Source organism: Streptomyces sp. NPDC054834, assembly GCF_053611185.1.
Window position 1 is genome coordinate 260,881 of record NZ_JBSGZV010000005.1, and the last position, 15,506, is coordinate 276,386.

A 15,506-nucleotide genomic window follows, 5' to 3' on the forward strand; every position below is an offset into this window, starting at 1 on the left:
GATCACCAGTCACGCGCCCGGTTCACGGTCTACGGCCGATTGTGCACCGTAGACTGTAGACGAAAGACAATCGATACTGGGCGTCCACTGCATACGCGCACACCGTCCACGGCGGACGGTGTGCCGAGAAGGGGGGACCCGCGATGTTGTCGACCGGACTGCCGCAGGGAGCAGTGCCCAAACTCGAACGGCCCGGCCCACTGCGCGACCGCGTCTACGAGGCGCTGCTCGAACTCATCACCACCCGCGCGCTGCAGCCCGGCCAGCACCTCGTCGAGAGCGAACTCGCCGGGCACCTCGGGGTGTCCCGGCAGCCGGTGCGCGAGGCGCTGCAACGGCTGAACACCGAGGGCTGGGTCGATCTGCGGCCCGCCCAGGGCGCGTTCGTGCACGAGCCGACCGAGGAGGAGGCCGACCAGCTCCTGACGGTCCGGACGCTCATGGAGGCCGAGGCGGCCCGGCTCGCCGCCGTGCACGCGGACGACGACGGCATCGACGCCCTGGAGGAACTGCTGATCCGGGGAATGTCGGCCGTCGCCAACCACCCTGACGACATCGCCACCGCCGTGGCGCTGAACACCGCTTTCCACGCGAAGATCATGGATTTGTCGGGCAACGCGGTCCTCGCCGAGCTGGGCCGGCAGGTCGAGCGCCGGGTGCGCTGGTTCTACACGCCGGTGGCCCGTTCCCGTGGCAAGCAGTCCTGGGAGGAGCACCAGCATCTGGTCGCCGCCATCACCGGCCACGACGAGGAGCGCGCCGCCCAGCTGATGCGCGAGCACACCGAACACACCCGGCGGTCGTACCACGCGCGCGACAAGTCCTGACGGAGGCGGAGGCCGGGGCCTCAGGCGCGTGCCATGTCCAGGCCACGCCTCTCGGCGGTACACCAACGGGCCTCCATCGCCAGCATCGCCACCAACACCGTGACGAGGGCGACGAGTTCGACGGCCGCGGACCACCGGACGCCGAGGAACGCGGCGGCGAGCGCGACCGGTGCGGCGACCGCGCGGTGCCGCACCGGAAGCAGCCGCATCGCCCTTCTGAACGCCACATCACCGACGAGGAACAGCGCGACCCCGCCGGCCAGCGCCAGCGCCGGGCCGGTGGCGAGCTCCTCGGTGAGATGCCCGAGCGTCTTCTTCACCCCGGCGGCGAGGTACGCGATGCCCAGCAGCATCGGCAGGAAGGCGTAGTAGTAGGCGTTCATCGCCAGCCGCCAGCGGTACGGCGGCGGCGTCGCCCGGAACGCGGCCTCGGCGCCCTCCTCGTCGCGCATGAAGTACGTCCACCACAGGGCGACGGCGAGCGCGAGCGCCAGGAACGCACCGCCGAACAGACCGGGTGTGAGAGGCAGTTCACCGATGCCGGCGCCGATGGAGATCACCGACTCGCCGAACGCGACGATCAGCAGCAGTCCGTGCCGCTCCACGAAGTGCGCCGGGTCCAGTGTGCCGAGCTGGACCCGCAGGGTCGCGGCCGTACGCCCGTCCCGGCGGCCGGGGCCGTGCTCGGCCACGAACGGCGTCACGAACTGGAGCGACAGCGCCAGCATCCACAGGCCGTCCGCCGGGAGGCCGTCGACCAGGCCGGCGGCGGTGACCGAGAGGGCGGCCAGCGCGTTCGGCACGCCGTACCAGATCGAGTCCCAGCCGTGGCTGCGCGTGTACAGCGCCGTGTGCACGATCACGACGAGGAGGAAGCCGAGCCCGAACACGACGCCGGTGTCGTCGAAGACCCGCGGGATCGCCAGCGCGCACACCAGGAACGCGGCCATGCCGAGCATCAGCAGCAGACGCCGGGACGGGCGGTCGAGCGGTACCTGGTTGGTGAGGTAGGCGTAGGCGGCGTACATCCAGTACAGCACCACGAAGATCAGCGCCACGCGGCCCGCTGTCGCGAACGACAGGTCGGCGGCGAGCAGCACCGTCAGCTGGGTGAGCGTGAAGACGAAGACCAGGTCGAAGAAGAGTTCCAGCGTGGTGACCCGGCGCCCTGTCTCCTCCGTCGCGGTGTCCATTCGGTGTTCCCCCTCCGGTGATCGGTGAGCCGATCGTAGAGGGACGACGTGGGCCGGCCCGCATCGCCGGATGCCGCGATGCGGGCCAACCACCCCGTGTCAAGGCTGCGTTGGAGCGGGGCGCGGCCCCGCCTGCCGTCCGGCCACGGCCACGGCCACGGGCCCGCGCCCGACGACGTAGGACACCCCGGCCCGAGTCCGCGTCGAAGCGGGCTCAGGCGCCGAGGACGACCCTGGCCACACCCCGCCCCGAGCCTGCACCGAGAGCGGAGCTACCCATGGCATCCACCCCGACCACGAACCGCCCCCTCATCCTGAAACCGGGCACGTCCTGGAACGACGCCTGGCAGCGAAGCCTCTCCGTCGCTCCCGAGGCCTTCCGTGACGACCGTGTCCTCAACCTCTTCGGCGGCGCCTGGCAGCCGGACGGGCGGCCGCTGCCCGCGACCACGCCGGTCGACGGCAGCCCGATCGCCGGCGCGCCGCGCCTCGACCGGGACACCGCACACCAGGCCGTACGCGCCTCACTCGACCAGCACCGCGCCTGGCGGCACGTTCCCCTCGCCGAACGCCGGGCCCGGATCGCGGCCACCCTGGACGCGCTGACCGAGCACCGTGACCTGCTCGCCCTGCTGCTCGTCTGGGAGATCGGCAAGCCCTGGCGGCTGGCGCGGGCGGACGTCGACCGGGCGATCGACGGCGTGCGCTGGTACGTCGACGGCATCGAGCCGATGGTCGACGGCCGCACCCCGCTGGACGGCCCCGTGTCCAACATCGCCAGCTGGAACTATCCGATGAGCGTGCTTGTTCACGCCATGCTGGTCCAGGCCCTGGCGGGCAACGCGGTCATCGCCAAGACTCCCACCGACGGCGGTGTCGCCTGCCTCACCCTGGCCTCGGCACTGGCCGCGCGCGAGGGCATTCCCGTCACCCTCGTCAGCGGCAGCGGCGGAGAGCTGTCCCAGGCGCTGGTGCGGGCGCCCGAGATCGGCTGCATCTCCTTCGTCGGCGGGCGCGACACCGGCGCCGCAGTGGCCACGGCCGTCGCCGACCTCGGCAAGCGGCACGTCCTCGAACAGGAAGGACTCAACACCTGGGGCATCTGGAACTTCTCCGACTGGGACGCGCTCACCGCGGTCGTCCCCAAACTCTTCGACTACGGCAAGCAGCGCTGCACCGCCTACCCGCGCTTCGTCGTCCAGCGCGCGCTGTTCGACGAGTTCCTCGCCGCCTATCTCCCGGCGGTCCGTACGATCAAGGTCGGCCACCCGCTGGCCGTCGAGAACCCGGACGACGCCCTGCCCGAACTGGACTTCGGCCCCGTGATCAACGCTGCCAAGGCCAAGGAGCTCACGGACCAGGTCAGCGAGGCCGTCGACCGCGGCGCCGTCCCGCTGCACCGGGGCAGGCTCGCCGACGCCCGCCTCCTTCCGGGCCAGGACACCTCCGCGTACGTACAGCCGGTCACCCTGCTCAACCCGCCGCCGTCGTCCCCGCTGCACCACGCTGAGCCGTTCGGCCCGGTCGACACCATCGTCCTGGTCGACACGGAGGCCGAACTGCTGGCCGCGATGAACGCCTCCAACGGCGCCCTGGTGGCCACGCTCGCCACGGACGACCGCGCGACCTACGACCGGCTGGCACCGCAGATCCGGGCGTTCAAGGTCGGCCACGGCAAGCCGCGCTCGCGCGGTGACCGCGACGAGCTCTTCGGCGGGTTCGGCGCGTCCTGGCGCGGCGCCTTCGTCGGCGGAGAGCTCCTGGTGCGCGCGGTCACGCAGGGCCCGGCCGGGGAACGGCTGCCCGGGAACTTCCCGGACTACCAGCTCCTGCCGTGACTCCGCTCCTGCCGTGACTCCGCTCCGGCCGTGACGAACAGCCGCGGGACACCTTGCGCCACCGGAGAGTGAGACGGTGTTCACCCGTTGTGAGGGTGCGGGGCCGTGGGGGCATCGGCTCCCGTGGTCCCGCCCACACGGCGGATATGCAGGTGAAACGCACTCCGAAACCTTGGTATTGTTGTCCATGTCGCCGCGGGGAAGACCCCCGGGCAAGGCGGCAGACACCTGGTCCGGGTGGCGGAATGGCAGACGCGCTAGCTTGAGGTGCTAGTGCCCTTTATCGGGCGTGGGGGTTCAAGTCCCCCCTCGGACACTTCTCTTCTCGGAAAGGGTGCCGACCGGTTCGACGGTCGGCACCCTTTCCGCTACCGCGTTGTCCGCGTCCCGCGTCTGCCGGCAGGCCCGGTCCCTCGGCTCGGGGCGGCTCAGCCCGAGACCTTGCCCATCCCGGCCGGGGACTCCCCGAGGAACGACTGCCCCCGGCGGCCCAGGCCGATCAGCGCCCACAGGGAGAAGGCCAGCGGGACGGCACCGGAGACGATCACCTGGCCGCGGCTGGAGACGAGGGCGTTCGGAGTGCCCAGGACGAAGCCCAGGCCGATGCAGATCCGCGACAGTGCCTGGTAGCAGGCCCACGCGCTGCCGTGTACCTCTGCCGGCACCTGACTGTGTACGGCATTTCGTAGACCGACATTGCATACACCATTGCCGAACCCGCCCAGCAGGAACAGCGGGAAGATCACCGCGGCCACCGGCAGCAGCCCGGCGGACAGCAGTGCGACGGAGATGCCGAGCACTCCGCCGAGGATCAGCGCGGAGTGCCGCGCCGACCAGCCCGCGCGGCCGGCCAGCAGTGCACCCGGAATGCTGCCCAGCGCCCAGGTGGCCAGGAAGAACCCGAAGAGGATTTCGTTGCCGTCGGCCACGTCCCGCAGATAGAAGACGCCGGCGACACCCTCGACGCTGGTGGCCAGCATCGCCGCGGCGAGCGTGGGCAGCAGCATGCCCACCACCGGGGCCTCGCGCAGGGCGTGGTAGCCGTCCGAGAGCTTCGCGGACGGCCGGCGTCCGACCGCCACGTCCGTACGGCGCGGGACGGCCAGCGCTGTGCACCCGGCGAGTACGAGGAACGACACGGCGTCGGCGCCGAGGAGGAACGCGGTGCCCCGCCCGGAGTGCAGGAAGCCGGCCAGCGGCGGTCCGATCAGCCCGGCCGTCGACAGCCCCGCGGTGAGCAGGCTGTTGGCCCGTCCGGTGTGCTCGCCACCAGCGACCACCGGCAGCATCTTGAAGCCGGCCGTCACCGACGCCACACCGGCCAGCCCCGACAGCGCGATCAGCCCCACCCGCACGTGGAAACCGTCCACTGCGGCGGCGGCACCCAGGGACAGCGCCTGGACAGCCAGCGCCGACAGGCACACCGACCGGGCGCTGAGCCGGTCCACCAGTGCCCCGACGAGGGGAGCGGCCAGGACGGTGGGGATCAGTTCCGCGAGGAAGACCTCGGTGACGCCCCAGCGGATGCCGTGGTCCGCCGCGTCCAGCACCATACCGAGGGAGGCGAGGGAGTCGCCCACGCGTGAGAAGAGCGTTCCCGCGATCAGTACCAGAGCGGGGGCCGGGATCAGCAGACCGCGGCGCAGTGTGGCGAACCTCGTCTTCCGCGTTTTGTGCGTGTCCAATCGAGTCCCATCCATCTGCTTGCCGTGATCACTTCAAGGCTGCTGCGGAACAGATTAGGTCTGCTCCAGGAGCGGGAGGGCGTCCACCGGCCATCCCCGGGACACCGCCCGGGCGGTTGCGAAGGAGCCCCGGTCCGGACACCTGTATCCCGGCTTCTCGGCCATGTCCGGTACCGGGGGGAAATGGGCACTCGGCGTTCCGGTACCCCGGAATGCCGGGCTTCGACGGCCGTCCCGGCCGCCCGTCCGCGGGCTGCTGCGGCGCAACTGCCGTGTGCCAGGGGTGTGATCACCGCCATTCCGATCGGCGGGCCGGTGCTCCGGTCACCGTCCACCGGTGTTCTGTCAGCGACACGGGACCATCGATTTTCGGACAAGCGCTGGTACGGAGGAGCCCTCGCTGTGTGCAGCCCCCGGGATGCCGGTCCCGGCGTGACAACGCGTCGCCGCCGCCCCGAAGTTGGCCGATGCCCGTCGGGCAAATGTCCGGAAAATGTCGGGCCGGTGGAACGAATTCCCGGAAGAGCGCGGAGAAACGGTGCCGAACGGGAATCTCCGTGTTTTCTCCGCCTGTTCGGGAGCTTCGGCAATACCGGGCGCCGAAAAAAATGCCGTGCTCCGGGGCGGCCGTCCTCCCTACACTCACGATGCGTCGCGCGCCGCCACCACAGCACGGTGCGCCGATCGTGACCAGCCGACGAGTGAGGGGAGCCGCGCCGTGTGTGACCACGCCGCCGTCGCCGTTCCCCGTTCCCGGTACGAGGTGATCCTCGTGTCCTCGTCCGCCCGGTGCCCGCAGCGCGGCCGGCACCGGAACCCCGCGGCACACCGCTGACGTATTCCGCATTCGCATGCCACATCCGTCGCTTCGGTGCCCACCGACGACCCCCTGTTGACGGTCGATCGGCTTTTGTCTGCCCGGGAATCGCGCCGCCCATTCCGCATCCATGCGAAAGGCATCGGGCCATGCGCACCGCACCCCGTCCGTACTCCACCACTCCGTCGGCCGCCGTCCGCAATCTGGGCATCCTCGCCCACGTCGACGCCGGCAAGACCACCGTCACCGAACGGATCCTGTATGCGACCGGCATCACGCACCGGCGCGGCGAGGTCCATGACGGCACGACCGTCACCGACTTCGACCCTCAGGAACGCGACCGCGGCATCACCATCTTCGCCGCCGCGGTGAGCTGTGCCTGGGACGGCCACCGCATCAACCTGATCGACACGCCGGGCCATGTCGACTTCGCCGACGACGTCGAGCGCTCGCTGCGCGTGCTCGACGGCGCGGTCGCGGTGTTCGACGCCGTCGCGGGGGTCGAGCCGCAGAGCGAGTCCGTGTGGCGACAGGCCGACCGGCACGGTGTACCGCGTATCGCGTTCGTCAACAAGATGGACCGGGCGGGCGCCGATCTCGACGCCGCCGTGGCGTCGATCCGGGAACGTCTGCACCCGGCACCTCTCGTCGTGCAGCTGCCGATCGGGGCGGAGGACGCGTTCACCGGGGTGGTCGACCTGGTGCACATGCGTGCGCTGGTCTGGGCCGACGGCGCTGAGACGGTCGAGGAGCGGCCGGTGCCCGAGGCGCTGCGGGAGGAGACGTGGTGGCGGCGCCGGGCGCTGGAGGAGGCCGTGGCCGAACTGCATCCAGCGGCGATGGAGGAATTCTGTATGCAGCCGACCGTCGACATGTCGACGGCATCCGTGCCGATTGCATCCACTGCGCCGCCGATCGTATGCACACCTCCGCCCGCAGTATCCACGCCCACCCTCATCACCGCCCTGCGCGACCTGACCCGCACCGGAGACGGCCTCGTCGTTCTCTGCGGCTCGGCCTACCGCAACCGCGGTACCGAGCCGCTCCTCGACGCGGTGGTGGCCTACCTGCCGTCCCCGCTCGACGTCCCACCCGTACGCGGGACGCACGACGGCGCCGAGCAGCTTCGCCCCGCCGACGCGGGGGCGCCGTTCGCCGCGCTGGCGTTCAAGGTGAACGCGACCGCCACCGGCCGGCTGACGTATGTCCGTGTCTATTCGGGCACGATCGAGAAGGGAGGCACCGTGTGGGACCCGGGCACGCGGCGCACCGAGCGGGTCGCGCGGATCCTGCGGGTGACGGCCGACCGGCACGCCCAGCTGGACCGGGCGGTCGCCGGGGACATCGTCGCCGTGGTGGGGCTGAAGTCCGCCCGGGCCGGTTCCACCTTGTGCGATCCGGCGGCTCCGCTCGTCCTTGAGCCGCCGTCGGTCGCCGACCCGGTGGTGTCGGTGGCGGTCGAGGCCCGTCGCGGCTGCGACACCGGCCGGCTGGCGTCGGCGCTGGCGCGGCTGGCCGAGGAGGACCCGTCGCTGGTGGTGCGGACGGATCCCGAGACCGGCCAGACGGTGCTGTCGGGCATGGGCGAACTGCACCTGGAGGTCGCGGTGGAGAAGATACGCCGCGATTCAGGGCCGGACGTCACCGTCGGCCGTCCGAGGGTGACGTATCGGGAGACTGTGGTCCGCGGGGTGTCGCAGCTGGTGTTCAGGCACGTCAAACAGGACGGCGGGGCAGGGCAGTTCGCCCATGTCGTCCTGGACGTGGAGCCATTCGCGGCCGAACCCGGGGGCAGCGGTTTCGAGTTCCGGTCGGCCGTGGTCGGCGGCCGGGTGCCGCAGGAGTACGTGCGTGCGGTGGAGGCCGGCTGCCGGGACGCCCTGACCGAGGGACCCCTCGGCGGTCACCCGGTGACCGGGCTCAGGGTGACGCTGACCGACGGGGCGACGCATGTGAAGGACTCCTCGGAGACGGCGTTCCGCACGGCGGGCCGGCTCGGGCTGCGCGCCGCGCTGCGGGCGTGCGCGATGGTGCTGCTGGAGCCGGTCGCCGAGGTCACGGTCACCGTGCCCGAGGCCGCTGTCGGCGGTGTGCTCGGCGACCTGGCGGCGCGGCGCGGCCGGGTCACGGGTTCCGAGTCGCGCGGCGGTGCCGCGGTGCTCACCGCCACCGTGCCGCTGGCCGAACTGTTCGGCTACGCAACCCGGTTGCGCAGCCGGACGCAGGGCCGGGGCACCTTCACGGCCAGGCCCACCGGTTACGCGCCGGCCCCGGCGGCGGACGCGGCCGCGACTGTGGCGGCGGCTCCGGCGCGGTAGCAGGACGGTCCCTTGCCCTGCCGCCCCCTGCCGCCGTCTGCCGGCCCTGTCGGCCTCGCCGGCGGGCCGCGTCACGTCCCCCGAAAGGCGTGGCGCGACCCGCCGGGGCCACCGTCGCGACCCGCCGGGGCCACCGTCGCGACCCGCCGGGGCCACCGTCGCGACCCGCCGAGGCCACCGTCACGACCCGCCGGGGCCGCCGTCGCGACCCGTCAGGGGTACGACACCACGGTGGACGGCGTCGTCGATGTGCCCTGCGTCGGCGATCCAGTGTCGTTGATCACGTGCTCGTACTGGCCGTTGCCGCCGAGCGAGACGACGAGCAGGTCGTGGAAGCGCACCCCGGGCCGGTTCGGCGCGGCGAAGCCGCTGTGCTGCACGATGGCCGGGTCGACGTTGTAGTAGCAGTAGCTGCCCAGGCCCCAGCCCTCGTGCGTGGTGACGGCGTCGCCGACCTTGTAGGCGGCGTAGCCCTTCACGGAGCCGTTCTGGATCGCGGCCTGGTTCGGGGCGTCGTACGCCTTCTCGTTCTGGAAGAAGATCGTGCGGCCCCGCTGGCCGTTCCACTGGACGTCGTACTTGTTGAAGTGCTCGACGAACAGGCCCGTGCACAGCACGTCGTCGCCGCCCACGACCACCCCGTAGTCGGCGCGGTTGGTCTCCCAGCCGACGCCGGTGCCGTGGTCGGCACGCCAGACCCAGGTGTGGTCGACGATGGTGTGGCGGCTGTTGATCACCATGCTGGTGGTGGCCCGGCCGGCGCCCGCGCCGCCGATGCGGACGAACACGTCCTGGACGGTGGTCGGGTTGGCCGAGTGGTCCCGGGTGGCGCCGCCCGGGCCGACTTCCAGCAGGGTGGCGGAGTTTACCGGCCCGGCGTCGATGAGGAATCCGGCCAGGCGTATGCCGTCGACGTCGGCCGTCTTCAGGGCCGTGACGCCGTTGTCGGGGACCAGGGTCGCGTAACCGAGGCCCAGGACGACGGTGCCCGCGCGGTTCACCTGGATCGGCTGGTCGAGGTGGTAGATCCCCGGTGTCAGCAGCAGGTGAAGCCCTTGTGTGAGGGCCTGGTTGAGGGTCGCGGCGGTGACGCCGGGTTTGGCGACGTAGAACTGCGACAGCGGCAGGGACGTGCCGCGGGGGGTGCCGTTGCCCCAGGTGACCCCGCGGGCGTTGGTGCGTTTCTCGGGCAGGAAGACGCGGAACTCGCTGCCGCTGACGTACAGGAAGGGCTTCTCCCGGGAGACCGGGGTGGTGTCGAGCGTGGTGTACGGCGGGTTCGGGAAGCTCTGGGCGGGCGCGCCCTCGACGCCCGAGAAGACCATGTTCCAGACGCCGTTGAGCCAGCTGCCGATCGCACTGTCGCGGGTGTACCACTGCTGCTGCGAGTACGGTCCGACCTGGCCGTCGATGCGGCTGTCCGCGATGTAGCCGCCGCTCGCCCAGCCGTAGCCGGTGGGTGAGAGGTTGAGGCCGCCGCGCACGTGCATGCGCCTGAAGGGCGCCGCCTGCGCGACCGCCCACCGGTTGGTGCCGTTCGCCGGGACCAGGGCGAGGTTCTCCGCCGAACGCCAGAAGTTCTGCGTCGCGTTGCCGTTGAACCAGCCCGCGTCGACCGTCACGTCGCCGTTGATGGTCGTGTCGTCGGGGGAGAGGCCGAGGCCCGCGATGGAGGTGTAGAAGCCAAGTTGGGCGTTGAGGCCCTGGTAGGTGCCGGGCTTGAACAGCAGGGCGTACCGGCCGGTGCCGAACTGGGCCGACTCCTGCTGCCGGAAGACCTCGTCAAGCCGTGCCTGGATGTTCGGCGTCGACGGTTCGAACACGAGGACGTTCGGGCCGAGGTCGCCGCCGCCGGGCAGCAGGGACGGCCTCTTCCCGGCCGGGGTCGTGCCGGCCGGGGTCGTGCCGGCCGGGGTCTTCCCGACCGGCGGGGCGGCGGATGCTGGGGCGGACAGGCCGAGCACGGCGGCCGGGGCTGAGGCGGCCGCGGCGGCCAGGACGGCTCTGCGGCCGATGGCGGGCAGGGGCATGGGGCGGCTCCTGTTCAGGAAGTGAACGAGGTGGGGTTTGGGAGCGCTCTCTTGCCGGTGAATGCTTCAACTACCCGAACGGGCGCGTCAAGAGGCGGGACCGGAGTTCCACAAGGGTTGCCGCACCTCTTGACGAGCGCATCTCCGAGGGTTTAACTCACGTCCTAAATTAAGTCATGATTGCAATCCCTGAAGGGACACCGGGAGCCATGCGCAGAATCCGAGTCGCGGCCGTAGGGGCCGTCACCCTGTCTCTGGCCCTGGCCGCCACGGCCTGCGGAGGTGGTTCGTCGACGGGCGGCGGGTCCAACGACTCGCCGAAGACGCTGACGTACTGGGCGTCCAACCAGGGCGCCAGCATCGCGGTGGACAAGAAGGTCCTCCAGCCCGAACTCGACAAGTTCGAGAAGCAGACCGGGATCAAGGTGAAGCTGGAGGTCGTTCCCTGGTCCGACCTGCTCAACCGGATCCTCACCGCGACCACCTCCGGTCAGGGCCCCGACGTCCTGAACATCGGCAACACCTGGAGCGCCTCCTTGCAGGCCACCGGTGCGCTGCTGCCCTGGGACGCGAAGAACTTCGGCAAGATCGGCGGCAAGGACCGCTTCGTCGACTCGGCTCTCGGCTCGACCGGCGCCGCCGGCAAGGACCCGGCCGCGGTGCCGCTGTACTCGATGGCGTACGCGCTCTACTACAACAAGAAGATCTTCGCCGACGCCGGCATAGCCAAGCCCCCGGCCACCTGGGCCGAGCTCGTCGCCGACGGCAAGAAGATCCAGGCGAAGGGCAAGTCGGCCCTCGGCGCCGAGGGCGCGAACCTCGCGGAGAACATCCACCACGTCTTCGTCTTCGCCAAGCAGCACGGCGCCGACTTCTTCACCGCCGACGGCAAGCCCGACTTCACCAACGACGGCGTGGTCGCCGCGGTCCAGCAGTACGTCGGCCTCATGGCGAAGGACAAGGTCATCCCCACCGGCGACGCCGAGTACGCGCAGAACCAGTCCGTGAGCGACTTCGCCAAGGGCAAGCAGGCGATGCTGCTGTGGCAGTCCGCGTCCTCCAACCTCAAGTCGCAGGGCATGAGCGAGGACCAGTACGGCATCGCGCCGGTGCCGGTCCAGTCCGGCACCCCCGGCTCCGGCGCCCAGGTCAACTCGATGGTCGCGGGCATCAACCTGGCCGTCTTCAAGAACACCCACAACCTCGACGGTGCCACGAAGTTCGTGAAGTTCATGACCGGTGATGCCGAGCAGAAGATCCTCAACACGGCCTACAGCACCATCCCGCCGGTCAAGTCCGCCCAGTCCGACGCCGCGTTCACCACCCCGTCCAACGCCGTCCTGAAGGACACCCTGGCCAAGAGCGCCGTCGCGCTGCCGCAGGTCGCGAACGAGTCGCAGTTCGAGACGGCGGTCGGTACGGCCGTGAAGGAACTCTTCGCCGACGCGGCCGCCGCACACGCGGTCACCGCCGACTCGGTGAAGGCCCAGCTCGCCAAGGCCCAGCAGCAGATGCCCGCGAAGTGAGCACGATGACCACCACCGCCCTCCGGGAGACGGTGCACGGGGACAACTCGCCCGGTGCGGCGGCAGGCGAACCCCGCCGCCGCACCGGGCGGATCCGCCGCATCGGACTGCCGTACCTGCTGCTCCTGCCCGCCCTGCTCCTCGAACTCCTCGTCCACCTGGTGCCGATGGTCATCGGCATCGTGATGAGCTTCAAGGAACTGACGCAGTTCTACATCCGCGACTGGGGCACCGCCCCCTGGTCCGGCTTCGGCAACTACCGCGTCTCGGTGGACTTCGACGCCCCCGTCGGCGAGGCACTGCTGCACTCGTTCTTCGTCACCGTCGGCTTCACCCTGCTGTCGGTGGCCCTGTGCTGGCTGATCGGCACGACCGCCGCGATCTTCATGCAGGACACCTTCCGCGGCCGCGGCCTGCTGCGCGCCCTGTTCCTGGTGCCGTACGCGCTGCCCGTCTACGCGGCCGTCATCACCTGGGTGTTCATGTTCCAGCACGACAACGGCCTGGTGAACCACGTCCTGCACGACCAGCTGCACCTCACCGGCAAGCCGTCCTTCTGGCTGATCGGCGACAACAGCTTCTACGCCCTGCTGATCGTGCACGTGTGGAAGGGCTGGCCGTTCGCCTTCCTCATCGTCATGGCCGGACTCCAGAACATCCCACACGAGCTGTACGAGGCCGCAGCACTGGACGGCGCCGGGATGTGGCAGCAGATCCGCCGCATCACCCTGCCGTCGCTGCGCCCGGTCAACCAGGTGCTGGTCCTGGTGCTGTTCCTGTGGACGTTCAACGACTTCAACACGCCGTACGTCCTGTTCGGCGAGGCCGCCCCCGAGGCCGCGGACCTGATCTCGGTGCACATCTACCAAGCCTCCTTCGTCACCTGGAACTTCGGCACCGGCTCGGCCATGTCCGTGCTGCTGCTGCTGTTCCTGCTGGTCGTGACGGGTGTGTACCTGCTGCTCACCTCGCGCGGACGGAGGGCCGCCGATGTCTGACTCGCCCATGGCGCCGCCCCGTTCGTTCCTGTGGTCCCGGCGGATCTTCCTCACCCTGCTCACCGGCTTCGTACTGCTCCCCGTGTACGTGATGGTCTCCAGCTCGCTGAAGCCCCTCGCGGACGTCACGGGCAAGTTCCGCTGGCTGCCCAGCGGCCTGACCGTCCGCCCGTACATCGACATCTGGTCGACGGTGCCGCTCGCCAGGTACTTCGTGAACTCGCTGATCGTGGCGGGCGCGGCGACCGTCTGCTCGGTGGTCGTCGCGGTGTTCGCCGCCTACGCCGTAAGCCGATACGAATTCCGGGGCAAGCGCGTCTTCACGGTCACCGTGCTCTCGACGCAGATGCTCCCCGGCATCCTCTTCCTCCTCCCGCTGTTCCTGCTCTACGTCAACATCGGCAACGCCACCGGCATCGCCCTGTTCGGCTCACGCGGCGGGCTGATCCTCACGTATCTCACCTTCTCCCTGCCGTTCTCGATCTGGATGCTGATCGGGTACTTCGACTCGGTGCCGCGCGACCTGGACGAGGCGGCGCTGGTGGACGGCTGCGGGCCGCTCGGCGCGCTGCTGAGGATCGTCGTGCCGGCCGCGGTCCCGGGCATCGTCGCGGTCGCCGTCTACGCGTTCATGACCGCCTGGGGAGAGGTGCTCTTCGCGTCGGTGATGACCAACGACACCACGCGCACCCTGGCCGTCGGCCTCCAGGGCTACTCCACGCTCAACAACGTCTACTGGAACCAGATCATGGCCGCCTCGCTCGTCGTCAGCGTGCCCGTGGTCGCGGGCTTCCTGCTGCTTCAGCGCTACCTCGTCGCCGGACTGACGGCGGGCGCCGTCAAGTGACCAACACCATGAATTCCGAAGGGACTTCAGTGTCCGTACGCATCGACCTCGCCGCACTCCCGCACGACTTCCTGTGGGGCACGGCCACAGCGGCGTACCAGATCGAGGGAGCCGTCGCCGAGGACGGCCGGGCGCCCTCGATCTGGGACACCTTCTCCCACACCCCAGGGAAGATCGCGAACGACGACAACGGCGACGTCGCCTGCGACCACTACCACCGCTGGCGCGAGGACATCGGCCTGATGCGGCAACTCGGCACCAACGCCTACCGGTTGTCCGTGGCCTGGCCACGCGTCCGGCCCGGCGGCGACGGTCCCGTGAACGCCAAGGGGCTGGCCTTCTACGACGAGTTGGTGGACGCGCTGCTTCAGGCGGGCATCACCCCGTCCGTGACCCTCTACCACTGGGACCTGCCGCAGGTGCTCCAGGACCGCGGCGGCTGGCCGGAGCGGGAGACCGCCTCCCTGTTCGCCGAGTACGCCTCGGTCGTCGCCGCCCGCCTCGGCGACCGCGTCAAGCACTGGGCCACGCTCAACGAACCGTCCTGCTCGGCCTGGATCGGCCACCTCGAGGGCACGATGGCGCCCGGCCTGACCGACCTGACCGCCGCCGTACGCGCCTCCTACCACCTGCTCCTCGGCCACGGCCTCGCCACGCAGGCGATCCGCGCCGCCGCCCCCGACGCGCGGATCGGCATCGTCAACAACCTCTCCACCGTGCACCCCGCCACCGACCGTCCCGAGGACGTCGCGGCCGCCCGCCGCCACGACGGGCACGTCAACCGCTGGTGGCTGGACCCGGTGCACGGCCGCGGCTTCCCGGCCGACATGGTCGAGACGTACGGCGTCGAACTCCCCGAGAAACCGGGCGACTCGGAGACCATCGCCGCCCCGCTGGACTGGCTGGGCCTGAACTACTACTTCCCGGCGTACGTCGCCGACGACCCCGACGGCCCCGCCCCGCGCGTCCGCTCCGTACGCCGCCCGGACGTCCCGCGCACCGGCATGGACTGGGAGATCGACGCGAGCGGCATCGAGACACTGCTGCTGCGTCTCACCGAGGAGTACGGCGCGCGGAAGATCTACGTCACCGAGAACGGCTCGTCCTTCCCGGACCTGGTCCGCCCCGACGGCACCGTCGACGACCCCGAGCGCCAGGACTACCTGGAGCGGCACCTGGCCGCCTGCGCCTCCGCGGCCCGCAAGGGTGCCCCGCTGGCCGGCTACTTCGCCTGGTCGCTGCTGGACAACTTCGAGTGGGCGTACGGCTACGACAAGCGTTTCGGCCTCGTCCACGTCGACTACCGCACCCAGGTACGCACCATCAAGGGTTCCGGCCACCGGTACGCGGACATCGTCCGCGTCCACCGCGGCCAGGCACGCCGGGCCGCCTGAGCCCGGCCTGGACGACCGGTGGGTGCGGGTGCG

10 protein-coding genes and 1 tRNA gene are annotated in these 15,506 nt (G+C 70.6%); 8 read left to right on the top strand and 3 right to left on the bottom strand.

Features of this window, described 5'->3' with window-relative positions; all coding sequences use genetic code 11:
- The first annotated feature begins 143 nt into the window (after positions 1-143).
- On the top strand, positions 144-827 hold the full coding sequence (locus ACWGJM_RS10070; RefSeq protein WP_453411179.1) for a GntR family transcriptional regulator: 684 nt from the start codon (positions 144-146) through the stop codon (positions 825-827).
- Between the two features lie 20 nt (positions 828-847).
- Here the strand turns inward: ACWGJM_RS10070 and ACWGJM_RS10075 are convergent, their stop codons facing one another.
- On the bottom strand, positions 848-2,020 hold the full coding sequence (locus tag ACWGJM_RS10075; protein ID WP_453411180.1) for a low temperature requirement protein A: 1,173 nt from the start codon (positions 2,018-2,020) through the stop codon (positions 848-850).
- A gap of 278 nt (positions 2,021-2,298) precedes the next feature.
- Between ACWGJM_RS10075 and ACWGJM_RS10080 the strand changes: the two genes are divergently transcribed.
- Complete coding sequence (locus ACWGJM_RS10080) at positions 2,299-3,858, top strand: aldehyde dehydrogenase family protein (RefSeq protein WP_453411181.1); 1,560 nt, start codon at positions 2,299-2,301, stop codon at positions 3,856-3,858.
- A 231-nt stretch (positions 3,859-4,089) separates the two neighbouring features.
- Positions 4,090-4,174: transfer RNA gene (locus ACWGJM_RS10085), tRNA-Leu, on the top strand.
- A gap of 112 nt (positions 4,175-4,286) precedes the next feature.
- Here the strand turns inward: ACWGJM_RS10085 and ACWGJM_RS10090 are convergent.
- Entirely contained in the window at positions 4,287-5,543 is a 1,257-nt protein-coding gene (locus tag ACWGJM_RS10090) for an MFS transporter (RefSeq protein ID WP_453411182.1), read from the bottom strand.
- A gap of 966 nt (positions 5,544-6,509) precedes the next feature.
- Here ACWGJM_RS10090 and ACWGJM_RS10095 point away from each other — a divergent pair.
- Positions 6,510-8,678, top strand: coding sequence for an elongation factor G (locus ACWGJM_RS10095; RefSeq protein WP_453411183.1), 2,169 nt, complete (start codon positions 6,510-6,512; stop codon positions 8,676-8,678).
- Positions 8,679-8,890: 212 nt separating this feature from the next.
- On the opposite strand, the gene ACWGJM_RS10100 is transcribed toward ACWGJM_RS10095, so the two are convergent.
- Positions 8,891-10,708, bottom strand: coding sequence for a coagulation factor 5/8 type domain-containing protein (locus ACWGJM_RS10100; RefSeq protein WP_453411184.1), 1,818 nt, complete (start codon positions 10,706-10,708; stop codon positions 8,891-8,893).
- A gap of 209 nt (positions 10,709-10,917) precedes the next feature.
- Here ACWGJM_RS10100 and ACWGJM_RS10105 point away from each other — a divergent pair, with 209 nt between their 5' ends.
- The 4 genes from ACWGJM_RS10105 to ACWGJM_RS10120 are packed head-to-tail and all read left to right on the top strand — an operon-like array spanning position 10,918 to position 15,473.
- Positions 10,918-12,234 (top strand): ABC transporter substrate-binding protein, encoded by a 1,317-nt coding sequence (locus ACWGJM_RS10105; protein WP_453411185.1) that lies wholly within the window; start codon positions 10,918-10,920, stop codon positions 12,232-12,234.
- 5 nt (positions 12,235-12,239) lie between these two features.
- Positions 12,240-13,232 carry a carbohydrate ABC transporter permease gene (locus ACWGJM_RS10110; RefSeq protein WP_453411186.1) on the top strand — a complete coding sequence of 331 codons (993 nt, stop codon included), beginning with the start codon at positions 12,240-12,242 and terminating at the stop codon, positions 13,230-13,232.
- A gap of 7 nt (positions 13,233-13,239) precedes the next feature.
- On the top strand, positions 13,240-14,079 hold the full coding sequence (locus tag ACWGJM_RS10115) for a carbohydrate ABC transporter permease (RefSeq protein WP_453411243.1): 840 nt from the start codon (positions 13,240-13,242) through the stop codon (positions 14,077-14,079).
- 8 nt (positions 14,080-14,087) lie between these two features.
- Complete coding sequence (locus ACWGJM_RS10120) at positions 14,088-15,473, top strand: GH1 family beta-glucosidase (RefSeq protein WP_453411187.1); 1,386 nt, start codon at positions 14,088-14,090, stop codon at positions 15,471-15,473.
- Positions 15,474-15,506 lie beyond the last annotated feature (33 nt).

Coding starts and splice junctions, on each gene's coding strand:
- ACWGJM_RS10080 (WP_453411181.1), top strand. CDS start 2,299: ATGGCATCCACCCCGACCACGAACCGCCCCCTCATCCTGAAACCGGGC.
- ACWGJM_RS10075 (WP_453411180.1), bottom strand. CDS start 2,020: ATGGACACCGCGACGGAGGAGACAGGGCGCCGGGTCACCACGCTGGAA.
- ACWGJM_RS10110 (WP_453411186.1), top strand. CDS start 12,240: ATGACCACCACCGCCCTCCGGGAGACGGTGCACGGGGACAACTCGCCC.
- ACWGJM_RS10100 (WP_453411184.1), bottom strand. CDS start 10,708: ATGCCCCTGCCCGCCATCGGCCGCAGAGCCGTCCTGGCCGCCGCGGCC.
- ACWGJM_RS10095 (WP_453411183.1), top strand. CDS start 6,510: ATGCGCACCGCACCCCGTCCGTACTCCACCACTCCGTCGGCCGCCGTC.
- ACWGJM_RS10105 (WP_453411185.1), top strand. CDS start 10,918: ATGCGCAGAATCCGAGTCGCGGCCGTAGGGGCCGTCACCCTGTCTCTG.
- ACWGJM_RS10070 (WP_453411179.1), top strand. CDS start 144: ATGTTGTCGACCGGACTGCCGCAGGGAGCAGTGCCCAAACTCGAACGG.
- ACWGJM_RS10120 (WP_453411187.1), top strand. CDS start 14,088: ATGAATTCCGAAGGGACTTCAGTGTCCGTACGCATCGACCTCGCCGCA.
- ACWGJM_RS10115 (WP_453411243.1), top strand. CDS start 13,240: ATGGCGCCGCCCCGTTCGTTCCTGTGGTCCCGGCGGATCTTCCTCACC.